This window comes from Paenibacillus validus NBRC 15382, from assembly GCF_004000985.1.
GTDB classification, from domain to species: Bacteria; Bacillota; Bacilli; order Paenibacillales; family NBRC-103111; genus Paenibacillus_G; species Paenibacillus_G validus.
Window position 1 is genome coordinate 59,477 of sequence record NZ_BIMH01000003.1, and the last position, 25,398, is coordinate 84,874.

22 protein-coding genes are annotated in these 25,398 nt (G+C 58.5%); 7 read left to right on the forward strand and 15 right to left on the reverse strand.

The window, feature by feature from the left end; translation table 11 throughout:
• Positions 1-48: 48 nt before the first annotated feature.
• Positions 49-2,202 carry a YhgE/Pip domain-containing protein gene (locus PVA01S_RS03270; protein ID WP_127605147.1) on the forward strand — a complete coding sequence of 718 codons (2,154 nt, stop codon included), beginning with the start codon at positions 49-51 and terminating at the stop codon, positions 2,200-2,202.
• Here the strand turns inward: PVA01S_RS03270 and PVA01S_RS03275 are convergent.
• A complete protein-coding gene (locus PVA01S_RS03275) occupies positions 2,199-2,687 on the reverse strand; it encodes a GyrI-like domain-containing protein (RefSeq protein ID WP_127605149.1) in 489 nt (162 codons plus the stop codon). The two genes, PVA01S_RS03270 and PVA01S_RS03275, sit on opposite strands and share 4 nt — an antisense overlap.
• 28 nt (positions 2,688-2,715) lie before the next feature.
• Positions 2,716-4,680 (reverse strand): dihydroorotate dehydrogenase, encoded by a 1,965-nt coding sequence (locus tag PVA01S_RS03280; protein ID WP_127605151.1) that lies wholly within the window; start codon positions 4,678-4,680, stop codon positions 2,716-2,718.
• Between the two features lie 329 nt (positions 4,681-5,009).
• Between PVA01S_RS03280 and nagZ the strand changes: the two genes are divergently transcribed.
• The gene (gene nagZ, locus PVA01S_RS03285; protein ID WP_127605153.1) at positions 5,010-6,236 is read left to right on the forward strand and encodes a beta-N-acetylhexosaminidase; all 1,227 of its coding nucleotides are present in this window, start codon (positions 5,010-5,012) and stop codon (positions 6,234-6,236) included.
• Between the two features lie 66 nt (positions 6,237-6,302).
• Here nagZ and PVA01S_RS03290 read toward each other — a convergent pair whose 3' ends face one another.
• Complete coding sequence (locus PVA01S_RS03290) at positions 6,303-7,739, reverse strand: HD-GYP domain-containing protein (RefSeq protein ID WP_127605155.1); 1,437 nt, start codon at positions 7,737-7,739, stop codon at positions 6,303-6,305.
• A 168-nt stretch (positions 7,740-7,907) separates the two neighbouring features.
• Here PVA01S_RS03290 and PVA01S_RS03295 point away from each other — a divergent pair, with 168 nt between their 5' ends.
• Complete coding sequence (locus PVA01S_RS03295; RefSeq protein WP_127605157.1) at positions 7,908-8,162, forward strand: hypothetical protein; 255 nt, start codon at positions 7,908-7,910, stop codon at positions 8,160-8,162.
• Positions 8,163-8,192: 30 nt separating this feature from the next.
• On the opposite strand, the gene PVA01S_RS03300 is transcribed toward PVA01S_RS03295, so the two are convergent.
• On the reverse strand, positions 8,193-8,483 hold the full coding sequence (locus PVA01S_RS03300) for a hypothetical protein (protein ID WP_127605159.1): 291 nt from the start codon (positions 8,481-8,483) through the stop codon (positions 8,193-8,195).
• Between the two features lie 348 nt (positions 8,484-8,831).
• Here PVA01S_RS03300 and PVA01S_RS03305 point away from each other — a divergent pair, with 348 nt between their 5' ends.
• Positions 8,832-10,205 carry a sodium-dependent transporter gene (locus PVA01S_RS03305; RefSeq protein WP_127605161.1) on the forward strand — a complete coding sequence of 458 codons (1,374 nt, stop codon included), beginning with the start codon at positions 8,832-8,834 and terminating at the stop codon, positions 10,203-10,205.
• A gap of 166 nt (positions 10,206-10,371) precedes the next feature.
• On the opposite strand, the gene PVA01S_RS03310 is transcribed toward PVA01S_RS03305, so the two are convergent.
• The 9 genes from PVA01S_RS03310 to PVA01S_RS03350 all read right to left on the reverse strand — a co-directional run bounded on the left by PVA01S_RS03310 (position 10,372) and on the right by PVA01S_RS03350 (position 18,899).
• Positions 10,372-11,175 (reverse strand): sugar phosphate isomerase/epimerase family protein, encoded by an 804-nt coding sequence (locus PVA01S_RS03310; protein ID WP_127605163.1) that lies wholly within the window; start codon positions 11,173-11,175, stop codon positions 10,372-10,374.
• A 39-nt stretch (positions 11,176-11,214) separates the two neighbouring features.
• On the reverse strand, positions 11,215-12,045 hold the full coding sequence (locus PVA01S_RS03315; RefSeq protein ID WP_127605165.1) for an AraC family transcriptional regulator: 831 nt from the start codon (positions 12,043-12,045) through the stop codon (positions 11,215-11,217).
• Positions 12,046-12,079: 34 nt separating this feature from the next.
• On the reverse strand, positions 12,080-13,315 hold the full coding sequence (locus tag PVA01S_RS03320; RefSeq protein WP_054799757.1) for an NAD(P)/FAD-dependent oxidoreductase: 1,236 nt from the start codon (positions 13,313-13,315) through the stop codon (positions 12,080-12,082).
• Positions 13,316-13,327: 12 nt separating this feature from the next.
• A complete protein-coding gene (locus PVA01S_RS03325) occupies positions 13,328-13,648 on the reverse strand; it encodes a MocE family 2Fe-2S type ferredoxin (RefSeq protein ID WP_127605167.1) in 321 nt (106 codons plus the stop codon).
• 75 nt (positions 13,649-13,723) lie between these two features.
• On the reverse strand, positions 13,724-14,818 hold the full coding sequence (locus PVA01S_RS03330) for a fatty acid desaturase family protein (protein ID WP_127605169.1): 1,095 nt from the start codon (positions 14,816-14,818) through the stop codon (positions 13,724-13,726).
• 287 nt (positions 14,819-15,105) lie between these two features.
• The gene (locus PVA01S_RS03335; RefSeq protein ID WP_127605171.1) at positions 15,106-16,284 is read right to left on the reverse strand and encodes an NAD(P)/FAD-dependent oxidoreductase; all 1,179 of its coding nucleotides are present in this window, start codon (positions 16,282-16,284) and stop codon (positions 15,106-15,108) included.
• 29 nt (positions 16,285-16,313) lie between these two features.
• Positions 16,314-16,733, reverse strand: coding sequence for a helical membrane plugin domain-containing protein (locus tag PVA01S_RS03340; RefSeq protein ID WP_054797213.1), 420 nt, complete (start codon positions 16,731-16,733; stop codon positions 16,314-16,316).
• A gap of 353 nt (positions 16,734-17,086) precedes the next feature.
• A complete protein-coding gene (locus PVA01S_RS03345) occupies positions 17,087-18,307 on the reverse strand; it encodes a multidrug effflux MFS transporter (protein WP_054799756.1) in 1,221 nt (406 codons plus the stop codon).
• A 136-nt stretch (positions 18,308-18,443) separates the two neighbouring features.
• Complete coding sequence (locus PVA01S_RS03350; RefSeq protein WP_127605173.1) at positions 18,444-18,899, reverse strand: MarR family winged helix-turn-helix transcriptional regulator; 456 nt, start codon at positions 18,897-18,899, stop codon at positions 18,444-18,446.
• Between the two features lie 184 nt (positions 18,900-19,083).
• Here PVA01S_RS03350 and PVA01S_RS03355 point away from each other — a divergent pair, with 184 nt between their 5' ends.
• The gene (locus PVA01S_RS03355; protein ID WP_127605175.1) at positions 19,084-20,448 is read left to right on the forward strand and encodes an MFS transporter; all 1,365 of its coding nucleotides are present in this window, start codon (positions 19,084-19,086) and stop codon (positions 20,446-20,448) included.
• Positions 20,449-20,551: 103 nt separating this feature from the next.
• Here the strand turns inward: PVA01S_RS03355 and PVA01S_RS26445 are convergent, their stop codons facing one another.
• Complete coding sequence (locus PVA01S_RS26445; RefSeq protein WP_164751724.1) at positions 20,552-20,725, reverse strand: hypothetical protein; 174 nt, start codon at positions 20,723-20,725, stop codon at positions 20,552-20,554.
• 380 nt (positions 20,726-21,105) lie between these two features.
• Between PVA01S_RS26445 and PVA01S_RS03360 the strand changes: the two genes are divergently transcribed.
• Together PVA01S_RS03360 and PVA01S_RS03365 are read left to right on the forward strand one after the other, a co-directional pair.
• On the forward strand, positions 21,106-22,410 hold the full coding sequence (locus tag PVA01S_RS03360) for a phytoene desaturase family protein (protein ID WP_280531807.1): 1,305 nt from the start codon (positions 21,106-21,108) through the stop codon (positions 22,408-22,410).
• A 70-nt stretch (positions 22,411-22,480) separates the two neighbouring features.
• Complete coding sequence (locus PVA01S_RS03365) at positions 22,481-23,416, forward strand: RNA polymerase sigma-70 factor (RefSeq protein WP_127605177.1); 936 nt, start codon at positions 22,481-22,483, stop codon at positions 23,414-23,416.
• 102 nt (positions 23,417-23,518) lie between these two features.
• On the opposite strand, the gene PVA01S_RS03370 is transcribed toward PVA01S_RS03365, so the two are convergent.
• Complete coding sequence (locus tag PVA01S_RS03370; protein ID WP_127605382.1) at positions 23,519-25,393, reverse strand: ABC transporter ATP-binding protein; 1,875 nt, start codon at positions 25,391-25,393, stop codon at positions 23,519-23,521.
• Positions 25,394-25,398: the final 5 nt, after the last annotated feature.

Consider the following 25,398-nt stretch of genomic DNA (forward strand, 5'->3'; position numbering starts at 1 on the left):
CGATATTTTGTATCACGAATACGAAGCAATAACGTCCAGGAGGTAGCCATGAAGCGAATTTGGTCCATCTACGCCACAGATATGCGAAATGTCGGCCGCAACTGGGCCGCTTCGGTCATCGTCCTCGGACTGATATTCCTGCCTTCGCTCTACGCTTGGTTCAATATTCTTGCCTCGTGGGATCCCTATTCGAACACCGGCTCGCTAGCGATCGCCGTAGTCAATCAGGATCTGGGCACGACCGTCAACGGCCGCGAGCTGCACATCGGGGATGAAATCGTCGCCTCGCTGCGAGCCGATCACCGCATCGGCTGGACGTTCGTCGAAGCGGAGCAGGCGATGAAGGGCGTGCGACGCGGCGATTATTACGCCAGTCTGACGATTCCGCCGGACTTCTCCGAGCGTATCGCGTCCGTGCTGACCGAATCGCCGCGCAAAGCGGAGATCGTCTACGACGTCAACGAGAAAATCAACGCCATTGCTCCGAAGATTACGTCAAAGGGCGCCAGCGGCATTCTGGAAGAGGTCAGCCGCAGCTTCATCAAAACGGCGAACGGCGCCATCTTCGAAATCATGAATAAGGTCGGGCTCGAGCTGGAACGCGGACTGCCGACGATCGAAGCGGCGAAAACCGTCTTGTTCAGGGTAGAGGCGCTGCTTCCCGAAGTCGAACAGGCCGTCGGCACCGGACTTGCCGATATCGAGAAGGCGCAGGACATCGTGCGCCGAACGGAATCGTACTTGCCCGAAGTCGCCAAGCTGGCCGATACGGGTCAAGCCGTCACCGCCCAGCTCGGCCAATGGCTCGAACGAAGCGACGAGGCGCTCAATTCGCTGGCTCCCGGCATCAAGCACGATCTGTTCCTGCTGCAGCAGGCGGCGATCGCCACCGAGCAGCTGACCGGGCTGCTGCAGGACGCCAAACTCGATCCGGCGGCCTTACAGGCCGAGCTGGAACGCGTCAGGCATCGCTTGACGGTCGCCGGGGACGTGACCTCCCGCATGCTGACGCTGTTCGAGCGGCTGAACGGCCTGACCGGCGGCAAGGGCTCCGCGTGGGCCGCGGGAAAGCTGCAGCAGCTGCAAAGCAGCCTGCAGATGCAGACCGCGATCGTAGGCCGCATCGCGGACGCGATCGCCAAAGGCGCCAAGCCTGCGGATGCGCTTGTGAACGACTTGGCGCGCGTGTCCCGGGATGTCTCCGCGGTGCTGGGCGACGTGCTGGAGCGCTACGACGGCGAAATCGCCCCGGGCATCGCGGACGGCGTAGAACGCGCCAAAACGGCGGCGCGTAAGGCGCACGACGCGCTCATCGAGGCGCAGAGCAGCATGCCCGACGTGACGCGCATCGTAGGCGACGCCAGCCGCGGCTTGGCAACCGGGCGCGAGGAGCTGCTTGCCGTTCAACAAGCGCTGCCGCGCATCGGAGCGAAAATCAAGGAGCTGGCCGATCGGGTCCGCGCCTTCGAGCGGGAGGGGAATTTGGGCGAGATTTTGCGATTGCTGAAGCTGGACGCGCAGAAGGAGAGCGAATTTTTCGCCGAACCGGTCATTTTGAAAGAAAACAAATTGTTCCCGATTCCGAATTACGGCTCCGCCATGTCGCCCTTCTTCACGACGCTGTCGCTGTGGGTCGGCGCGCTGCTGCTCGTCTCGCTGCTGTCGGTGGACCTTCACGCCGGTGAGGCCGCCCCCTATACGAGCCGCGAGGTTTATTTAGGCCGCTACTTGACGTTTCTGACGTTCGCGCTGCCGCAATCCTTGTTCGTCACGCTCGGCGATCTGTACCTGCTGCACACGTACGCGGCCAATCCGTTCTGGTTCATTGCGTTCGGACTTGTGTTAAGCGCGTTGTTCATGCTGATCGTGTACACGCTTGTGTCGGTGTTCGGCAACGTCGGCAAGGCGATGTCCATCGTGCTGCTCGTGCTGCAGCTTGCCGGGTCGGGCGGCACCTTTCCGGTGCAGCTGACGCCGCCCTTTTTCCAAGCGATTCACCCGTTCCTACCGTTTACGTATGCGATCGGGCTGATGCGGGAAGCGGTCGGAGGTATATTGTGGGAGCTCGTGTTCGAAGACTTGCGGATGCTGGCGCTCTACGCCGCCATCGCCCTGCTGATCGGACTTGCGTTGAAGGAATGGATCAACGCCTCCTCGGCGAAGCTCGTGAATAAAGCCCGCGAAAGCAAGCTCATCCATTAATAAACGCGCTCCACGGGGATCAAAATCGTAAACGCCGGATCGGGGTCGTACGGATCCTGACGCATCGGGTACAGCTCGAAGTGAGTAAGCGTTCCGGGCACGGTCCGGTACCCCTCGCGTTCGATCCAGGCGAATAAGCCGGTGTACGACCGTTCGATCTGCTGCCCTTTACGGTGCTCCGTCTGGACATAGGTATGTGAAGGGACGGAGAGCCGGGTCATCCCGGACGGAACGTCCTCCGCCCGCTCGACCTCCACGGCCGCATAATGGGTGAAGCTGTCCCTTGCCGGCGTGACGTGATAAGACAGACCTAACAGCACGGCCGGGTCCGCGACATAGCGAATTTCGTTCAGTCTGCTCTGCAGCGCCCATTGAAGCCCGCGTATCTCCCCGGCGCCCGCTTGCGCGAACGTGCCCTCCCAGCGCAGACCGACCGCTTGAAAAGCCGGACGCGTCACCAGCGTTTTGACTTGCGTCTGTTCCATAAGCACCCTCTCCTTGGCTTTCGTTCGGTTAAGCGTCTTGCGTCTGCGGGCTTCTCATCAGATATGGATAAAGCAGAATCAGTCCGGCGACATATAGCGCCAAAGCAAACAACGCGGGCAGCAGGTGCCAGAAATCGGTGTATCCGATACCGAGATGAACGCCGAAGCCCGCAATAAACCCGGGAGCCCCGCCCACAAGCAGCGTCTTCCACTGCCAACGCTCGCCCTGCTGCAGGCCCCAGAGCGCCATAATAAGAAGCGCCAGCGCATCGGACAGCAGCGCTCCGCCGAAGCCGGCGCGATCATGCGCGATGAGCGGAATAAGATGCGGATTGGCCGCCTCAAGCTCGGCCGGCGTAACCTGCATGAACGCCAAATCCTCCGGCACGAACACCTGCGTCATGCCGACAACGGCGATCGTGATGCCGCCGGCTGCGAGGGCGAAGCCCAGTACGACGAAGCAAAGCTGCCCCCACATCGCCAGCCGCCACACGCGGTCATTGCGCCTGTTCACCGGCTTGCGGTAAGGCCGGTCCGGATTGTTCCGCATGGACAAGACGAACATCGGAAGCAGCGCCGCAGCCGCGATGGCATGAAGCGGATCGAAGTACCCGTAGCCCAAATATAAGAAAAAGCTCGAGAATCCGACGACGCCGGAAACCGCCAAAGCGGTTTTGCTCCAATGCAGCCCGTGCTGGAGTCCGTTCGCGGCGATTTGGTAATACAGGATGCCGATCGAGATCATCGTCCCCGCCAGCGTAATCCGGTCGTGCGACATGAAGTGCAGCAGGTTGGCGTTGATCCGCGACAATTCTTCGAGATCCATGCCTAGATACGCTTCGTCGTAAGGCAGCAGCACGGTCGTCGTCGCCACAAGCCACGCCAGAATACCGCCGAAGATCATCCCCAGCCCCAGCAGGCACATCCAGCCCCAATGCTTCCAGAACGACGGCGGCGACGGCTCGGGTTCCCCGCGGATTTTCTCGTAGAGAACCGCCTCGTTCACCCGCTTGGGCAAGCCCGGTCCGGCGTACACCAGACCGCTGTGCAGCAGCACGTAATCCGCCCCAGCCCGCATCAGGTCGACCGCATCCTGCGGCTCGTGCACCCCGCCCGCTGCTTTCACGGCAAATCCGTTCACGTCCCGGCTGCCCAACCGGTCGAAGCTTGAGCCGGGGCCGAGCACACGGCGGATCACCCGAAGCTTCTCCAGCGCCGCCGCTTTGCACGCCTTGCCGATACGGACGCCGCCGCCAGCCGCGGGAAGCGCTTCCCCGACAACGATGCCCGCCCATGCCGATCGATCCAGCCGCTCCAGCAGCCGCTCCAACTGCTCGTTCGGGTAGTCGAGCGGAACATATAGAAACAGAGGCCGGCCGGCCTCCGCAGCGCCCGGGATGCGCTCCAGCAGCGCCAGCGCCTCCTCCGTCCCTTCGCAGTCCCGCAGCACATCGATGTAAAAGCCCGCCGCTCCAGCCTCGGCCAATCGCGCCAGCAGCAGCCGCAGCTCTTCGAGCGCCCGCTCGCCGCGGGTACCGGGCATCGGCGCGATGCGCACCAACTGCGGCAGCGTGTGCCCCGGTTTCGCGATTCGGCGGGCGGCCGCCTTCAGGCCGGGGTTCTCCGCGTACGCCGGATAGACGATCGATTCCGCGGCAGCCTCGCGCACAATCGGCTGGCCGCTGCGCACGGATGAAACGGTCACCGGGCCCACTTCCATGAAGCCGAAGCCGAACTGCGACATCGCCTTGTGAGCCGTCCCTTCCGGGTCCAAGCTGCCGGATAATCCGACAGGCGTTGGGAACGTTAGCGCGGTTACGCGGCTCTCCAGCAGCGGCGAAGGCTCCATATGCCCTAACGTGCGGATAACGAAGGCGCCTCCGGGCAACCGGCTCAGCCGCCCCATCGCGCGAAGCGTCAGCTCGCGTGCCAGCCGGGACGGGAGACGGAACAGCAGCGGGCGAAATATCGTTTGATACGACCAATCGGGCATGACGGCCACCTCTTTTTTCCGAGATCTAGTTAGAAACCGTAACCAACACATCATCCTTATACGTTCCATTTTAACAAATAACGGGAACGGCACAAAAAAGAAAATCGCTTGGGCTTCAAGATCGAACACCGCAACCTCGTACATTCCTTCTCCGTCTAGGGGTAAACGGATGGATTCCGCAGAAAAGCCAGGTAGGCGATGCCGCGTCATGCCGTCAAATGGTTTCGCCGGCATCCGGCAGGGGCGAAGCTGAAGCATGGTTGCAGGAAAATTACGGCATACTGGTTGGTAGGTTGAAATAGGCTGCGGCCTAAAAAGGAGGGCTTCTTTTGCGGCAATGGCGTCACTTTTATCGACTTGGTCTTCTCTTGGGGTGCCTCGGTCTGGCAGGCGGGTGCACGGGCCCGCAGAACGACGTCCCGCCGCCTCCCGCCGCGACGCCCGACCCGATTCAAACACAAATCCAAAGGATGAACACCGACGAGAAGATCGGACAGCTGCTGCTGATTGGTCTGGAGGGGAGGACGCTGGACGCGCCGGTTCGCGAGCTGATTGCGAACTGGCATATCGGCGGAATCATTCTGTTTAAACGCAATGTCGGATCGCTGGAGCAAACCATCGGCCTTCTCAACGCCTTGAAGGCGGCGAACGGGTCGAATGCCGCTCCGCTCTTCTTAAGCGTCGATCAAGAGGGCGGCGCCGTCAGCCGGCTGCCTGCGGCCTTCGCGGCGCTGCCGGACAACCGTCACATCGGGCAGGCGAACAATCCTCAGCTGGCGAAGCGTATCGGGGAGCTGCTCGGGGAAGAACTGCGTTTGCTGGGGATGAACATGAATTACGCCCCGGTGCTCGACGTGGACAGCAACCCGGACAACCCGGTCATCGGTCCGCGATCCTATGGCGCCAGCGCCGCTCTCGTAGCCGACCTCGGCACGCAGGCGATGAAAGGCATGCAGGGGGCCGGCGTCGTGCCGGTCGTGAAACATTTTCCCGGTCACGGCGATACGTGGGTCGACTCGCATCTGGAGCTGCCGGTCGTAAGCAAGCCGCTCGAGGAGCTGCGCAAGCTGGAGCTGCTTCCGTTCCGGCGTGCGGTGCAAGAAGGCGCGGACGCGGTCATGGTCGCCCATCTGCTGATACCGGCACTGGATAACGCCGCCCCCGCCTCCTTCTCGGAGCCCGTTATCGACGGACTGCTTCGCCAGGAGCTCGGGTTTCAAGGCGTGGTCATGACCGACGATTTGACGATGGGCGCGATCACGAAACACTTCGACATCGGCGAAGCGGCCGTACGCACCATCCTGGCCGGCGGCGATCTGGTCATGGTCGCCCACGGCGCCGACCGCGCGCTGCACGTCCTCGATGCGCTGAAGCAGGCGGCGGCGGACGGCACGCTGACGGAGGAACGCCTGAATACGAGCGTCTCCCGCATTCTCGCACTAAAAAAGAAATACGGCCTCTCGGACAAAGCCGTCTCGACGCCCGACCCCGGCACGCTCAATGCGGCTATCCGCAAGCTGCTCGAAGCGAACAACCTCCGATCCGGGACTCCCTGAACCTGAAGAGCCCCGCACCCGAATGGGAGCGAGGCGCAGCGCGGGAGTATGGAGCCCGGCCGGGAGTCAAAGCACGGGAACCGTCTTTTCTTCCGTTATGACTTGAGACGGATACTGATACACGCTGGCGTCGCGTTCGCATAAGCGGACCCATGCGTCTACGCAGCCGGGGTCGAAATGCGTCCCCCGCCAATCCTTCAAGAACCGCATCGCTTCGCGATGGGACATAGCTTGCCGGTACGCGCGGTTCGACGTTAGCGCGTCATACACGTCGGCCACGGCCACAATGCGCGCCATCAGCGGAATCTGTTCGCCCCGCAGACGGTCGGGGTAGCCGCTGCCGTCCCATTTCTCATGATGCCAGCGGATGATGCCGAGCTCTTCTTGCATAAAACCGAGCGTACGGCACATCTCGTAGCCGCTCACCGGATGCAGCTCGATCACGCTTCGTTCCTCGGGCGTCAGCCGTCCCGGCTTGTTGAGAATCGCATCGGGAATATTGATCTTCCCGACGTCGTGGACGATCGTACCCTGCGCCAGAGCGCGCAGCTCATCCGGCCGAAGCTGAAGCTCCTCCGCCAGTTTCAGGGCATACATCGTGACCCGGAAATTGTGTCCGGCCGTATACGGATCCTTCTGTTCGGTAGCGGCCATAAGCGCTTTCACGCTGGGCGAGATGCTGCCGGTAATCCGTTCGATCGGGTCGCTCGTGTACAAAGCGCGAATCGCATCGGCCAACGACCGGTTGGATGCATACTGGCGGATTAATCCGGCCACCATGACGATCATGGAAGCAAGCAGCAGGAAGTGGTACAGCCACCAGCTCGCGCGCCATATCTCGCCGGTCACCATAATGAGCTGGGCCACGATTAACCAGCCGGAGCTGTATACGATGGCGATTTGCAGCGGAAACCGCGAATACAAGTAAGATTGATAATAGCGGTACATGACGATCCCGTTCAAGGCGATCGTGAGGGCGACCATCGCCCCGTTCAGCGGATGGACGTTCAGCGGAATGAACGCGGCCAAGTGCGGAAACAGCATGCCTGTCACGCCCATGACGGCAAGCGCCGCCGTCCAAGCCGGAATAAGCCGTGACTGGTGCTTGGACAAAACCCTCACGAGACGATGATCGGTGGAGAATGCCGACAGCCACAGCCAGAAGGAGGCAAGCAAGACACTCATTTGCGCGGCTATGCCCGGCAGATTAGTGGCGTGAAGGATGAAATTGGGCGTCGACAAGCCATGAACCATAAACAACTCGGCTATGGAGACGAACGATAACGCCAAGAAGCTCACTTTAATATTCCGCAGCCGGCTGCCGGCGACGCCTACAGCGATAGCGATCACCAGAGCCAAGCAGGCTACAGCGCTAACGATATAGAAGTGCCCCCTCGGCATGGCGAAGTGCCCGTCGATGGAAGCATGACTGCGTAACAGCAAATACGCCGCATACGGCAAGACGATGCCCGCCATAGGCCCTAAGAGGCTGCGATAACGCATGGAACGGTCTCCTTCCCCCTGCCAAAAGTCCCCAAGATTCATGCCCTTATTCTAACATAAAGCGTTATATTCGAACATGCCCCGGCTTGCTGAAATGGCTTGTACAATTTCATTGTTTTTACAACTTTTGCATCAAATCCGGGCATTATAGGGGTGGAGGTGTTGGCGTTGTCTTCTTATGTTTGCAGCGTGTGCAACGGCCTGGAGGCGCTGGGAGGAAGCTGCCCGTCCTGCCGTCAAGCGGCGGAGGACCGCGGGAGGCTGAGCGATTATGACGATCCGTATTCACCTTACCGATCGATCGACGATATGAAGCTGACGAACGGCTTCGCCGATCTCGAACGGCATCAATGCGTCCATATGGCTTACTGTCCCGGCTGTGGCGCCACGTTTACCTTATCGGTGCAGGAGCAGGAGCGTTAGTGCGGGGAGGACAGGAGCAAGGCGGTCCGGTCAGGACGAACGATCCTTCGTCTCCCCTCGGCCGGGCACAAGAGGACAACTGTCCACCTTCCCGGCTGCCCGCGCCGTATGACCGAATGCCCGAAACGGCTTCCAACCCCCTTCATTCCCATCATCGAAAGCAGTCTGCGCAGCCATGAACCGGCTAGGAATCCAACCGCCGTATAGACGGACTGGAAACGCCGTGAACGGCAGCGGCACGAGCGAAGTGAGCGTCAGCTTCCACGAGACGAACACGGTCATCGGCACGAGCAGCATCGTCATCCGCAGATCATGCCCCATCAACCAAGACCGTATCAGGCCGCTCCACGACGAACGAGCCGCCGAACAGGTTGTGGCCCCAACCCTATGAAACCACGTACACGATAACGGTAATGCCGCCCAACTGCAGCAGCGCGCGGTTGGGGAATCCCATCATCTTCATCTTGAGGTCTCCCCTTTTCCGCTGATGAGTTAGCTTGGATAATTATGTAAGATTTTATTGGAATGAAACCCCATGTCAATGGTTCCTGGGACGAACAAATGGTAATCATAATTTTTTACTTTTCAATTAATGCACCATTGGTTAATATATTTGTTGTTGCTATTTACAGGATTCTAATTTTATAGAAAGAAAGCAGGGTTAATGACGTGAAAAAAAGCAAGGTTTCTCCCTCTTTAGACAACCAGCCCGCATCTTCTGACCGCTTTAGCTCGTCCGGCTTTATTTTAACCGCCATCGGCAGCGCTGTCGGACTCGGCAACATGTGGAAGTTTCCCTATATTACCGGACAATACGGCGGGGCGGCCTTTTTCCTGCTTTTTATCGTGTGCTTGCTGCTTGTCGGCCTTCCGGTTCTGATCGCGGAAATGACGATCGGGCGCAGCGGACGCGGGAACGCCTCGTCGTCGTTCTTCCTCTTGTCGAAATCCAGAACATGGGGCGCTTTCGGCTTTGTTTCGGTATTCGCTTCGTTCATGATCATGACGTTCTACGCCGTCGTAGCCGGATGGACGATGCACTACGCAGCGCTGTCGTTCACCGACAGCTTATATGCGGACAACATGTATAAAGAGCGCTTCGTATCCTTCACCTCGGGGTACGTTCCGCTGTTCTGGCAAGCCGTCGTCATGATCATTACCGGCTGGGTTGTGGGCAAAGGGATTTCCGGCGGAATCGAGAAATTCAACAAAGTGCTGATTCCCGGACTCGTCATCCTCCTGCTTGGACTGATGATTCGTTCGCTTACGCTTCCGAACGCGATGGCCGGCGTCGAATTTTTCCTCAAGCCGGATTTTAGTAAATTGTCCGCTGAATCCGCCCTGGTGGCGTTAGGTCATGCCTTCTTTTCGTTATCGCTCGGGATGGGGATCATGATCACCTACGGCGCATACACACATAGGAGTCAGTCGTTGAAGGGCGCTACACTGGCCATCGGAGCGGGGGATTTGATTTACGCATTCATCGCCGGGCTCATTATTTTCCCGACGTCGTTCGCCTTTGGCATTGAACCCTCGCAGGGGCCTGGACTCGTATTTATGGCGCTGCCGGCCGCTTTCGCCGCGATGCCGTTCGGCCAGTTGTTCGGCGGGCTGTTCTTCGTGCTGTTAGCCATCGCTGCGCTGACGTCGGCCGTCTCCATTCTGGAAGTGCCGGTTGCTTATGCGATGGGCAAATGGAACTGGTCGCGCATCAAAGCCACGACGCTGGTCTCGGCCGCTTGCTTTGTGCTCGGCGTTCCTTCCGCACTGTCGGCCGGCGCCATTCTCGGCGGCTTTACGATTGCGGGCAAGCCGATTATGGACCTGATCGAATACGTGGCGTCCAACGTGCTGCTCCCGTTCGGCGGCTTGGTCGTCACGCTCTTCGCCGGATATGTGTGGACAAAGTCCGCCAAGGAAGCGGGGCTCGACGGCTTCGGACACAAGCTGCTGATGTTCATGCTCCGCTACGTGTCGCCGCTGCTGACGCTGCTCGTTCTTCTGTATACGGCGGGCCTATTCGACCGGTTCTTTAATAAATAAAATGCGCAAGCTTAAAAGAACCGTCCGGCCCGGACGGTTCTTTGACGTGCGTATTGGCCAAGCCCTGCGCGATCCATAGCGGAGCCTGATTGTGCGATGGATGGCTTGTCGCGCGTGTCACCGGCCGGCCTTGTTTATTGGGTCAGGGTCAGGTTCAGCTTAACTGTCAGCCGAATTGCCGCATGAACCGATCACGGAACCGTTGGCCCATCGCGTAGCATATTTCCCATAAATCAACGACAGGCTGATGGGTGAACGGCAGCGTGTGCATATATCCCGGCGGTCCGAACTCCGGTGTAAACGTCAATATCGGACGTCCGGCGGATTGATGACGGGCGCAAATTTCGTCCCACCATTGCTCGTGCTTCAACAAAGCATATTTGTATTCAGGCGCACGGAAATCGGGCACCTGGGGCCCCTGCTCATAACCGACTCTGCCATGAATGTGGATGGCATGACGCATCGCGAGGGACAAGTTATCCGCTTGGTCCGGCAGCATGGACTCGCAGACACAGCACCAATGGCTGAAATCGGCTACAAGATGGAGGTCCGGCAAATCCCGAAGCAAGCGGGCCGTGCTCCATGGCGTAAACATCGCCCGGCCCCGATGGGTTTCGTGACCGATCGGAACGCCCAGCTGCCGTTCAAGCCGGATCGCATGCTCGAAGAAAACGAGCTGATCGTCGTACGGCATGGAGTCCTTCGCGCTATGAGAGTTGATTAATTGAGGCTTGAACGCAGCTGCCCGCTGCACTTGCTCTTCGAACGAAGCGATGTGATTCCCTTCCGTATACACTTGCACAATGAGCTCCAGCTGATACTGATCCAGCAGTTCTTTGAAGTGCGACTCGTCCTCGGGGGCGGGCACTGGGCATTCCACCCCGTTGTAACCGGCTTCCGCAATTTGCTTCAGCATCGAGTCCCAGCTTCCCGGCATCCCCCACACGGCTTTGTACATCTTCAATTCCATCGTCTGTTCACTCCCAATCCGGTATCAACACGCACCCGTTCACTCAGCGAGTGTACCTCTCCAGCTGCTGCGACGGATGTCAGTCGGTGTTTTTCCCGAGAAATTTTTAATCATTCTGGAAAGGTGGTACGTGCTCTTAAAGCCGGTTTGTTCCGCAATTTCATCTAACGTCAGGCCCGTGCTTTGCAGCAGCTCCAGGGCGCGGTCCGCTCTAACTTTCCATAAATAACGCATCGGCGTAACCCCTTCGTACTGATTAAAAAGCCGGATCAAGTATTCGGCGGATACATTCGAAATAGCCGCTAGCCGGTGCAGGGTTAACGGATCCTCATAGTTTTTGTGAATTTCCGCTTTGGCTCTTACGACAGAGGGGTGCTTCCCTTTCTCCAGCCATCCGTTCTGACTTTCCGTCTGGTACAGCATAATCGCCGCCACCGCCAGCGTACATCTCAGCTGATCCTGATTGTCCTGCGTCGAGCTATGGGTTAACGATTGTAAGGCGTCGGTCAAGTGGTTCATCGTATCGGACAGCGGAATATATCTCGGCAGGCCCTCCAGCTTCTGTCCAATCTCCGGGTTAGACTCGTTAAGCTGAATATGAATCCAGCGGTGCCGGGTCTCCATATTGTCGGCAAAATAAAACATTTCACGATGACCCGGATGCAGCAAAGCCACGTACCCGGCGGGCACAAAATAGGCCTCATCATCGACATGGATATGTGCGTGTCCGGTATGGACAAGTACGAACTGCAGGTTCGGTTGAATACGCGGCCCCCAGCGCCCGCCAGGGGGATATATACTGGCGCCGGCCGTGGCGTTGTAGACCATGGACAGGAGCTCCCGGTTATCTTCCCAGAAATTCACGGTCATCGCAGCGTTCCCCCTTCTGCTCCTGTAGTAAGGTTCATGTTTGAAGCAGACTCTTCAGCTTCACGTTAGCATTAGCCAAAGCGTCAAGCTCGGGGCTAGCCTGCCGCTCGATCAGCATTTCCCCGAAACGGATATCCTTCGCGATACCCGGGGATCCAATGCCGCTGACCGCGACCAGCCGCCCTTCACCGGACAGATGGAAGTAGAGCTTGCCTGCGGCGCCCATATCGCGTATAACGGTTTTCTCGCCGCTATCCGCCAGCCCCGTTACCTGCAGGGTGAGCTCGTATTGATCGGACCAGAACCAAGGGACGGCGGCATAAGGCTCGGCAGCGCCCAGCATATTCCTAGCGACATGCAGCCCTTGATCCTGCGCATTGCGCCACGCTTCAAGCCGGATGCGCTTGCCTCCATAGAGACGGTGCGGGAAGGAGCAGCAATCGCCCGCCGCGTAAATATCCGGATCGCTCGTGGCCAGCATCTCGTCGGCTCGTATGCCGTTCTCGATCTCAAGGCCGCATGCGGCAGCAAGCGTCGTCTCGGGAATTGCCCCGATTCCGGCAATAATTTCATCGCAAGCGACGATAGAACCGTCGGCAAGGACGATGCTGCGCTCATTGCCTGTGCGCTGTATACGGTCAATAGCGGTACCGAGCTTAAACCGGACGCCGGCCTCACGATGCCGCGCGTCGACGATGCGGGCAATGTCCTCGGGAACACCCCGCATCAGAATGCGCGGGCCGACCTCGATGAGGGTCACGGAGCAGCCCCTCTTCACAGCGCTTGCCGCAACCTCAAGTCCGATAAAACCGCCGCCGATGATAGCGATACGTTTACCGCTTTGCAGCCTTGCACGAAGCGCGAGCGCATCGGAGTAGGTGCGAAGATAGCTTACATGCGATGGATCAGAGCCTTCGACGGCAAATGGCCGCGGGCGCGCTCCCGTAGCCAGCAGCAAGCGCTCGTACCGGATTTGCCTTCCATCGGCAAGTACCGCGGAATGACGATCCCTGTCGATCCGCTCTACAGCCGTCCCGGACAAGAAGCGGATATCATGCCGGGCCAGCATCTCGTCGCTCAGAATAAACACCGGCGACGGCTCCTCCTCCGCAACCAGCTGCTCCTTGGAAAGCGGCGGGCGCTCATATGGCGCCCACTTTTCTTCCCCGATTAACGTAATGGACCCGGCCCATCCTTGCGTGCGCAGCTCGGCGGCCGCCCGCGCGCCGGCCTCGCCGGCCCCAACGATGACCATCCCCAGATCAGTCATAGCACACTCTCCTCAGTCGATCTTGACGAACACTTTATCGGCTTCAATTTTTACGGGATACGTTTTCAGAGCGACGCAAACCGGGGCGCGTTTCGGCTCGCCTGTCGTCACATCGAATCTGCCGTTATGCTTCGGACATTCGATCGTACTGCCCATCACAAGGCCGTCAGCCAAATGAAATTTTTCATGCGTGCAATATCCGTCCGTCGCATAATACTCGTCTTTGTCCGTGCGATAGATGGCGAAGGTCCGATCTTCATGATCAAACCGGATGACGTCCTCATTATCGATATCGTTAACTCCACAGGTTTCGATCCAACCGTTAAGCGCCAAGAGCTATTCCTCCAGAAATTCAGTATTTATTGATGGGTATACCGCTTAACTTGCTTGCCGCCGTCCCTTTGCGAGCTAGCCGACCCGTTCCGGAGCCATCGTTCCCGTATCATGGCCGTACTTGTAGGGACGAGCGGTGCTTGGGAGAGGTCGATCAATCGTGTAGGCAGGGTCTTTTCCTTGCTTGATCAGCGCGACGACCACGTCCTTGAGCGCCGCCGGGAAGCTGCGGGAAGCCGGCGGGCAATCGGCCTTGATCTCTTCATGCAGCTTAGCCAGCGCGTGGTAAGGAACCATCGGAAACATGTGATGCTCGATGTGATAGTTCATATTCCAATAAAGAAACCGAAGAACCGGGTTCATATAGATCGTGCGCGAGTTCAAGCGATGGTCAAGAACATCTTCATGAAGGCCCAAGTGCTGGGTCATCCCGAAGAGAAGCACGATAACCATGCCGTAAAAGGAAGGCAGGCCGATAAACATGGCGGGCAAAATGCTGCCCATTTGTATGCACAAGGCGATAACCGATAAATAGATGATCAGGTAAATACGGGCTTCCAGGAAGACTTTGCGGTACTCTGAAGTCGGAATATATTCCAGTTCCTCTTTATCCAGCTTGCCGAAGCAATGGAGGAAAAACTTGTAGAACTCGCGCGGTCCTCCGTATAAGTGAAAGATTTGCATGAAAATGATTTTCCAAATCGGCGGCCGCTCCATCACAATCTCAGGATCCCGGCCCACGATGATCGTATCGGTATGGTGGCGCGTGTGACTCCAACGCTTAGGCGTTGCCGACCTCAGGGCCATGAAGGAGGCGATCTGGTAAACGACTTCATTCATCCACGGCGTTTTGAAAGCGGTTCCATGACCGCACTCATGCCAGCGTGAATCGGAAGGCGTGGCGTATACGATGCCATAAAGCGCGAATGCGGGAATCGCCCACCACGTGCCCCAGCTGTAATAGGCCAGAACCCCTAAAGCGATAACCAAGCCGAACCAAATTAGCGTATCGCGTATGGCCGGCCCGTCCTTTCGCTTCATCAGCTCCTTCAGGCGTTGACGGGGTACCGGACTCGTATACCACTCGGCTGCTACGAGCCCTCTTTCGTACGCCCGCTGTTTCTCGGGACCGACGACACTGTAGTCTCTTCTGGTCTTTGTAGAAGACAACTTGACTCTCCTCCTCTTGATTTGGCTGCCAGGCTTGAGTCCGAATTGCCCGCGGCTGCAAGCCCCATATTTGAATTGATAATCACATCCTCAGAGTACATAATTTTACAGCTCATAGCAATGCATTGAATTGACATCGTTTTGTCTGAAATTGATAAGTTACCCAAACATCCCGAACATCCTTTCTGCCGGTGACGCTCATCCCCTGTTCTCTTAACGTTCCTTTAAACAGAGAAAGGCCCCGCTTCTCTATATGCAGAGAAGCAGGGCCTGCCCGATCGATGATTTTAGTACGCCAAGGTGAACAGTCCGTTGATGTGCGACAAGTAACGCACGTTGCTCGCTTCTTTCATCAACGTCGCCGGCAAGCCTTTCAATTTCGTTTGGTTGCCGCCGATTGTGCCGATTCCGTCTTTGCGGCCAAGGCTCGCGAGCGTTCCGGAGAATACCGGCTCGAACGACTGCATCGGCGCGCCATTATACGACGCGAAGATGTTGTAACCGATCGTTTCGCCCATTTGCCAAGCCAATTGCGCTGTCGGCGGGTATGGACGGCCTTCTTTGCCCATGACAACCGCGCTGTCGCCGGCCACGAATACGTCCGGATGCGACGTCGATTGGAGCGATTCGGTCACGGTTGCGCGGCCGCGGTTCACTTCGATGCCGCAGTTTGCGACAACCGAATTACCTTGAACGCCGCCCGTCCATACGAGCGTGCTTGTCTCGATGACGCTGCCGTCTTTCAACGAAACGGACGTCTCCGTCATTTCTGTAATCGCCACGCCGGTCAGGAACTGCACGCCGCGCTTTTGCAAGCTTGTTTGGGCGCGCTCGATCAATTCAGGCGCAAAGCCCATCAGAATCGAAGGGGCCGCTTCTACGCAGTACAACGAAACGTCGTTGAAATCGACGCCTTTCTTCTTACACAGACCCGGCAGCATATCGGCAAATTCGCCGACCAGCTCGATGCCGGTCAAGCCGCCGCCGCCTACGACGAACGTAACGTCCGCTTTGTTCTTCGATTGCTTGTAAGCTTCAACCCGCGCTTCAACGTGCGCACGCAGACGGTTCGCGTCGTTGACGGATTTCAGCGTGAAGCTGTGCTCCTGCAGGCCAGGAATGCCGAAGAACGCCGTTTCACTGCCGAGCGCGATGACAAGCGTGTCATACTCGTAGGTTTTACCGCTTTTCAGAAGCACGCGCTTCTCGTCGAGTCCGATCGTTTCGACCGTATCGATGCGCAGATCGATGTTTTTACCGCGAAGCAGCTTCTCGAGCGGAAGCGCTACAGCTTGCTCGCTCAAGTTGCCTGCAGCCAAACGGTGCAGCTCGGTAATAATTTGGTGAGAAGGGAATCGGTTCACGACCGTGATAGTCGCTTCTTCCGCCGTCATATATTTACGCGCCGTCAGCGCGGTTAACAACCCGCCGTATCCGCCGCCTAGAATCAAAATTTGCTTCGACATAGTTATCCTCCGTCCGGTATTGATGCTTCTTAAGATTGACGCTGATTTTGCTGACGCTCTGCCGATACTTCCAGGAACGCTTGGGCAAAACGGAACATCTTCTGCACTTGCGGATCCTTCAGCATTTTAAGCAGACCGAACAAGCCGATAGTCGCCGTTTCCGCTTGCGCACGGTCGCTTGCTTCAATCGCCGTCGCGGCTACGCTCTTAACTTTCTCTTGGATCGGCTTCACGAATTCTTCCATGCCGCCCTTCAGATCGTCGATCAGGACGCGGTCGGTGGCCACATTTTGCACCAAATCGTACGTTTTCGTTAAAAGGGTTACCATTTCGGCCAGCTTCGGCAGGTTGTCGACCAACACCGTAAGCGACTGTTGGACCTCGGGCTTCATCAATTGATCGAGTACATCGAGTGATTCGCGCGAGATCGTTTGCGTTGTTTGTGACATAAGTAAACGTCCTCCTATACTTTGCATAGATGTCCCTTGTGCCGGCTGCCTGTTCTTTTCGAGCGATGGGAGGTTCGTCTTCTTCAAGCCGTCTCTCTGACAAGCTTATCGTCCATGAAGATCCATGACCATCCAATTGTAACATTTTTCACATGCTTGAGAATAAGGCAGTGCCTGAAAGGGAACGCTATATGGACTCTATTATACGACCATTCCCTTCATCTTTGAAAAGCCAATTTCCTACAATTGTGAACATTCTGTTAACACTAATTTCAAGCAGCCGATTCCTTTTTGAAAAAACAGCGCGGCCGCTGCTTCGCTCCCTGGACTCAGCCGCGACCGCACTTCAAACCTTACGCGTTTACCGAACGCTTGCGGCCGATCATGACCGCGTACAGCACAATCGCGCTGACGTTCGCGGCGGCAATGACAATCCCCATCGGGACAGTCGCTTCGCTGCCGCCCAGACCGACCAGCGGCGCCACCAATCCGCCGAAGATGAACGACAGCACGCCGAGCAGGGCTGAGGCCGTCCCCGCCGACTTCGCCTGATTGCGCATCGCCAGCGGGAACGACGCCGTTCCGACGATGCCGACGCACGAGACGACGATGAACAGCGGCGGCAGCACGGCGGCCAGCCCCGCTCCGGCGATAAGGCCGACGAGCAGGATAATCCCGCCGAGTGCGGCGAGCACGAGTCCGCTGACGAGCAGCGTCGTTTCCTTGATTTTACCGGCTAGTTTCCCTGTGACTTGGCTGGCAATAATGATGCCAAGTCCGTTTATGGCGAATATGAAGCTGAACGTTTGCTCCGAGACGCCGAACGCATTCTGAAGGACGAAGGGCGATCCGGCGATATAAGCGAACATGGCCGCGGTCACAAGCCCTTGCGAAAGCGCATAGCCCATAAACAGCCGGTCCTTCGCTATCGCGCGCATCGTCGACAGCGATTGCGCAATACCGCCTTGCGACCGGTGCTCGGGCTTCAAGGTTTCCGGCAGCGCGAAGAGGACGGCGATGAATACGAGCACCCCGATGAGCGACAGCACGAGGAACACGCCGCGCCACGACGTGAACTGCAGGAGCTGACCTCCCATAATCGGAGCCAGGATCGGAGCCGCACCGTTCACCAGCATCAGCAGCGCGAAAAACTTCGTCAGCTCCGTCCCCGCATAGAGGTCCCGGGCCACCGCCCGCGAGATGACGATACCCGCCGAGCCGGCCGCGCCTTGAATGAAACGCAGCGCGACGAACGCCCAGGCCGACGTGCTGAACATGCACAGCAACGAAGCTACGGTGTACAAGAGCAGCCCCGCCAGAAGCGGCCCCCGTCTGCCGCGCACGTCGCTGAGCGGCCCGGCAAGCAGCTGTCCGAGCGACAGCCCGAGCAGACAAGAGGTAAGGCTTAGCTGCGCCATCGAGGTGCTCGTGTGCAGGTCGCCTTCAAGCATGGGCAGCGCCGGCAGGTACATATCGAGCGATAACGGACCGAAAGCCGACAAAATGCCCAGCACAAAAGCGATCCAGATGCGCCTGGACCGGGCGGGCGCTTGAATAGCCGCAGATGATTTCATGAATGAATGCCTCCTTGATTCCGGACAGTAAACCTAATAACGGAACAGCCGTGCGCCATCTGAGCGGTTGGCGAATTTTCCGGCGGAAAATCGGCGTATAAGAAACCGGGGTGCGAAGTTTCCGTAACCGCAACCGCTAACGCTTCTTCTCCAGCTCCACGTTGTAGGCGCTTAAATATTGGCTGAGCCGCTGAATTTTATCGTCGAATTGCGCAATTTCCGATTCCGGCACCTTCGCAAAAATCAGATCCGCATGCTCGGCAAAATGCTCCCTCCACCGCAGCAGCTGCTCCATCCCCAGCCCGGTTAACCGCACGTACATGATACGCCGATCCTCCTCGGAACGTACGCGTTCGACCCACTGCTTCTCCTCCAGTTTATCGATAAGATTGGAAGCCGCGCCGATCGTAATGCCAAGTACGGTGGCAACGTCGTTAACCTTCAGCGAGTCTTCGTGTTCCAGCTTAAAAACGAGCGCCACGGCGGACGCGGGAACTTCCGCTTCCTGACTTAACAAGCACAGCGTCTGCTTCAGCCCGCGATCCAAATCAAGAAGGCTTCGCCACAAGCGGTTTATAGATTGAGAAGGCATGGATGCTTCACCTCAGAACGGTTCGAATATATTCCATCTTACATGAAACCGTCAGGAAAGGAAAAAGTTTCAGCGCGCGGCATTGACAACGAGACGCAAGCAAGTTATATTTTACCAAAAATACTTTCACAAGAATAGTATTTTTATAAAACAATTTCAGTTGGCTCAAGGAGGCTGTGCCTGTATGGAACGATTCAATCCTTCATTTCGAGAATCTCTGATCATCCCGCTTTGGAGCATCACGGTCATGTTGGTCGTCATGAATACAACGATGTTTAATGTCGCGCTGCCGACGGTCGCTCAAGCCCTGCATTTAACGGCTACCAGCGCTTCGTGGATCGTCACGGGATACTCCATTTTGTTTGCCATATCCTCCATCACCTACAGCCGCCTCTCGGACTTCATCCCGATTCGGACGCTGCTGACGCTCGGCTTGCTCCTGCTCGGTGGAGCGTCGATCGTCGGCATGCTGGCGACGAATTACTACATGCTGATGGCCGCCCGCCTGCTGCAGGCCATCGGCGCCGCATCGGCGCCCGGTCTCGGCATCGTGCTCGTGACGCGTTACATTCCGGTCGAACGGCGCGGACGCTCGATGTCGGGCATCGTCTCCGCCGCTTCGTTCGGCTTTGGCTTCGGACCGATCGTCGGCGGGATACTGACGCAATACATCGGCTATTCCTCGCTGTTCGCAGTGACGGCGCTCGTCCTTCTGGCGCTTCCCGTCTTCCTGCGCCATCTGCCCAAGCAAGCTTCGGCCCCCGTTCGATTTGACGGGTGGGGCGCGCTCTTCATCGGGGTCGGTGTAACGGGGCTGCTCCTGTACTTGACCGGACATCAATGGCTGCCTCTCGCGCTTGGCCTTGCTGCGCTCTTCGCGTTCTGGGTGCGCATTCAGCGCGTCGAGCACGCGTTCGTTCAGCCCGCCTTATTACGTAAACCTAAATACATGAGCTTGATCGCCATCAGTTTTGTCTCCTATGTACTGCACTTCTCCACCTTATTCCTGATGCCGGTCATCCTTACCCACTTATTCGGCAAAAGCTCTTCCGTCACCGGGCTGCTCATCTTTCCCGGGGCCATCTTAACCGCTCTCCTGTCTCCGCAGATCGGACGCTGGATCGACCGTCTGGGCAACGCTCCCGTCATGGTAAGCGCGCATGTCCTGCTGCTGCTATCCGCTGCCGGGTTCGCCCTGCTGTCCACGCAGTCGGCCTATTTCATCGGTGCCGCCTATCTCTTCATGAGCGTGTCGGTCTCGGCCATCGGCTCCAGCGTATCCAACGAGATGTCGCGCATTTTGGACAAAAGCGAGATTGGCGGGGGGATGGGGCTGTCGCAGCTCGCGCAATTTTTCGGCGGCGCGCTCGGCGTAGCCCTGACGAGCGCCTCGCTGGTTTGGCAAGCGGCGCGGCCGCTGGAGGCCGCCTATGCAGCCATCTTCTGGGTCATGCTCGCTGGTGCAGTTCTCTCTTTGCTGCTGTCCGTTCAATACGTGCGCGCCGGTCGCCGTAAACCGGCAGCAGCGCCGCTTGCCGCCTCCGAGTGATCCATGCGGCTGGTATGCTCATGAAAAATCCCCATAAAGCGAAACCATCCGTTATTCCGGATGTCCGCTTCATGGGGATCGCCTTGCTTAACCGAGGGCGATGTTATTGTTCTTGCTGCTGTCCGGTGTTGATGACGGCACAGCTTCCCGGATACCCGTCGTTCTGCATCGTTTCTTCCAAGTGCTCCCGCATCTCGCCGTCTCCCGGCAGGTCGGCTGCAAGCTTGGCCGGAGACTGATTAAACTCGACGTGACCCTTCGGTTTACGATCCGTCATTCGCCCTTCACTCCTTTTGGACTGTGTCAACTGCTCCGTAAAGCTGTATGCTCCCAGGCTAACCTGCAAACCGCAGGATAGCCTGGGCCCATACTTCCTTTACGGGAGGTATTGTTGCCCATAAGGCCCGAAATCATCACGTTCATCAGGCTGCGTATTGAGCCCGCCCAGGCCGGGAGGCCCTCCGCCGGTATCTCAGGCAAGAAAATCGTTCTACCCGTGCCCAGCCCGGCAGGAATATTCCGTCGACATGTGGAAGTTAGGCCCTATACGATCTTGCCCATAACGACCGGCCTTCGCCCAACTTTTTTCGCTTGCTGTCACAGATTGCTCCTCCTCTCCGTCCTATGCTTGAAACCGAACAAACGGAGGGGATTCCTATGAAAATGTATGATGCAGCTGTTATCGGCGGCGGTTTGGCGGGTCTCATCGCAGCAATCGATCTGGCGAGGGCCAAAAAGTCGGTCATCTTGTTGGAGAAGTCCAGCCGCGTCGGCGGCCGGGCCGTGTCGACCCGCAAGAACGGGGCCATTTTCAACCTTGGCGGCCATGCGCTTTACCCCGGCGGCGAAGCGTATCAAATCCTGCAGGAGCTGGGGGTCAAGCTTGAAGGCGGTTCGCCGCCGGCCAAAGGATTGGCTCTGTGGCGTGGACGCCTAACGACGTTGCCGGGCGATCCTGCCTCGCTGCTCGCCTCCAAGCTTCTCTCGTGGCCGGGCAAAATCGAATTGGGCCGCTTCATGTTAAAGCTCGGCAAGCTCGAGACTCACGCCCTTCCGAACATCGCCTTGCGGGACTGGGCCGAGCGGGAGATTCGCGACCCTATGGTGCGGCATTTGTTCTATGCGCTTTGCCGGACTTCCACCTACGTGCAAGACCCTGACCGCCAATCCGTCGGTCCCGTGCTTCGGCAAGTGCAGCGGTCTCTAAAAAGCGGCGTCCTGTACCTCAACGGAGGGTGGCAGCGGGTGGTCGATCAGCTTCACGATCTGGCCGTTCGCGCCGGGGTCACGGTGCTGAATAACAAGAACGTGACCGGCCTTTTGCAAGAGAACGGCGTCGTTCGGGGCCTTCAATGCACGGACGGCGAGCTCGTCTGCACGCCGAATGTGATCGCAACCGGCTCCCCTGCTGATACGTATCGGCTGCTCGGCGAGGCCGCCGAACGGACGGCGCTGCGGCGCTGGAAGAATGACGCGCGACCAGCCTCAGCCGCCTGCCTCGATCTCGGGCTGAATCGGCTGCCCGTGGCGGACCGGCATTTTGCCATCGGGCTGGATCAGCCGATCTTCTTCTCGCATCATTCGCGGGTGGCGAAGCTGAGCCATAACGGCACGCTGGTCATGCATCTGATCAAATACATCGGCAGCGGTGACAGCCATCCGCAAGCCGATGAACGGGCGCTGGAGCAGACGATGGATCTGCTGCACCCCGGTTGGCAGCAAGAGGTGGTCGCCCGCCAATATTTGCCGAACATCACGGTCGTGCACGACTATATGCATATCGGCCGCCAGGATTCGCAGCCCGGTCCAGCCGTATCGGAGGTGCGCGGACTGTATGTAGCCGGAGACTGGGCGAGCCATGGCGAAATGCTCGCCGATGCGGCGGCTGCCAGTGCCAGACGAGCGGCCTTGCGGTTGCTGAAGGACCTCGCCGCGACGGCGAATCACGCTATAACCATATAACGAACTGGCGCGGCGCTTGCTTCCAGGAGGCGGTAGGCGGCGAAGCTATGGAAGAGGAAGGGTGTTAGCTATGGAACCTAAGCACACGACCGAGCAATTGTATGCCGCCTACAAGCCTTTGTTATTTTCCCTGGCCTATCGGATGCTTGGCCGCGTCATGGATGCCGAGGATATCGTCCAGGAAGCTTTTCTTTCCTTGAACGGAGCCTTGCCCGAGCATGTGCGCCATCCGAAGGCGTATTTGTGCAAAATCGTCACCAACCGCTGCATCGATTTGCTCCGTTCGGCAAGCAAGCAGCGCGAAGTGTACGTAGGGCCTTGGCTGCCGGAGCCGCTTGTTGCGGAGGAGGACGGTTCCGGCTCCGGCTTAGGCGACCCGTCCCGCCACTATGTACAGAAGGAGTCCGTCTCCACCGCTTATTTGCTGCTGCTTCAGCAGCTCTCTTGGGTCGAGCGGGCCGTCTTCCTGCTGCGCGAGGTGCTGCAGTACGAGTACGACGAGATCGGCGAGATCGTCGGCAAGAGCGGCACAAACTGCCGGCAAATTTTTCATCGGGCCAAACGCAGCCTTGGTACGCATGCGGCGCCGGTCGCCGGGGACCCGCCCTCTACGGGCTCCGGCGTTCAACTGCACACGCCGGCCGCGGGGTCTGCAGCCGGCGGCCTGGTGGAGCAGTTCGTGTCGGCGCTCGCCAGCGGCGATATGGCGAAGCTGCTGCGTCTCCTGTCCGAGGACGCCGCGCTCTACTCGGACGGAGGCGGCAAAGTCACCGCCGCGGTTCGCCCGATCTTGGGAGCGGAGCGCATCTCCCGCTTCCTGGCAGGCCTTCTTGAGAAGGTGCAGGACGGCTTCTCCTATCGCTTCGCCGTCGTCAACGGGTATACCGGTATCGTCACCTACGTCCACGGGCGGCCGTTGAACGTCTTCTCGTTCCACGCCGAGAACGAACGGATCGAAGCGATCTATATCGTAGTCAATCCGGAGAAGCTGAAGCATGTGAAGTGAAGCGTGCGCAGCCAAAAAACCCCCATTGGACCCAAGTCCGACGGGGGTTAAATGTTATAGACGACTGCTCCGGCCGTCCGACCTAGCGGCCTTCCCGGCCTTCTACCCGACTTCCTTCCGCATGCGTCCGCTGAACTGGCTCTCGTACAGCTCGGCATAGAAGCCGCGCTGCGCCAACAGCTCCTCGTGCGTACCCTGCTCGATGACCGAGCCCTGGTTCATGACGAGGATCAGGTCGGCATGCCGAATCGTCGACAAACGGTGGGCGATGACGAAGCTCGTGCGCCCCTGCATCAGCTCGTTCATCGCTCGCTGAATGTGAATCTCCGTCCGCGAATCGACGCTGCTCGTCGCCTCATCGAGGAGGAGGATCGCCGGATCGGCGAGAATCGCCCGCGCGATGGTCAGCAGCTGCTTCTGGCCTTGCGAGATGTTCGACGCTTCCTCATTCAGCACGGTGTCGTAACCGTCCGGCAGCGTGCGGATGAAGTGGTCCGCATAGGCCGCTTTCGCCGCTTGCACGACCTCCTCATCCGTCGCTCCGGAACGGCCGTAGGCGATATTGTCGCGGATCGTGCCGTTGAACAGCCAAGTATCCTGCAGCACCATACCGAACAGCCCGCGAAGCTCGCTGCGCTGCATCTGCGTGATGTCGACGCCGTCAATCGTAATGCGTCCGCCGTTCAATTCGTAGAAGCGCATCAGAAGGTTGATGAGCGTCGTTTTGCCGGCGCCCGTCGGCCCGACGATGGCTACCGTTTGCCCGGACCGCACATCGATATTCATGTCCGCGATCAGCGGCGCATCGTCCTTGTAGCCGAACTTCACGTGCTCGAATCGGACGCGGCCCTTCGCCTGGGCGACGCTGCCGCCAGCTGCCTCCGCCACCTCTTCCGGCTCGTCGAGCAGCTCGAACACGCGTTCCGCCGCAGCAATCGTCGACTGGATGATGTTGGCGATTTGCGCCGTCTGGGTAATCGGCATCGAGAACTGCTTCGAATACGAGATAAACGCCTGCACGTCCCCGATCCGAATCGAGCCCCTCATGACGAGGAGCCCGCCCGCGACGCAGACGAGCACATAGCCGATGTTGCCGATAAAGTTCATCAGCGGCATGATTGTGCCCGAAATAAACTGCGCGCGCCAGCCCGCTTCATACAAGCGGTCGTTGACCGCATCGAACTGTGCGATCGACTTGCGCTCTTGACCGAACGCTTTCACGATCGGGTGTCCGGTGTACATTTCCTCCACATGTCCGTTCAGCTCGCCAAGCGACTGCTGCATCCCGCGGAAATGCTTCTGCGAACGCGGTGTCACCAGCCGGATCACCATAAAGCTGAGCGGCAGCGTCACGACGACGATCAGCGTCATCAGCGGGCTGATCGTCAGCATCATCACCACGACGCCGACGAGCGTTACGACCGAGGTGATCAGCTGGGTCAAGCTTTGCTGCAGTGTCGAGCTGATCGTATCGACGTCGTTGACGACACGGCTTAACGTTTCGCCGTGGGTGTGCGAATCGAAATATTTAAGCGGCAGACGGGCCAGCTTCCGATTGACCTCGGCACGCAGATCGTACACGACCTTCTGCGAGATGCCTGCCATCACATATTGCTGAATGTAGCTGAATAGCGTACTGACCACATAAAGACCGGCCAGCAGCAGGAGCAGGCTGCCGATAAACCCGAAGTCGATGCCTGCGCCAGGCACACCCTTCATCTTCGCCGTCATGCCTTCGAACAGCTTGGTTGTCGCGTCGCCCAAAATTTTCGGGCTGACGATGGAAAATACGGTGCTCAGCACCGCTGTGAGGAAGACGACCATGAGCGCCGTGCGATGCGGCTTGAGATAACCGATCAGCCGGCGCAGCGTGCCCTTGAAGTTTCTGGCCTTTTGCACGGGCATGCCCATGCCGGGGCCGCCGCGTCCGGGACCGAAGCCGAAGCCCTGAGCGGGACCGCCGGGTCTGCCGCCCATGCCGC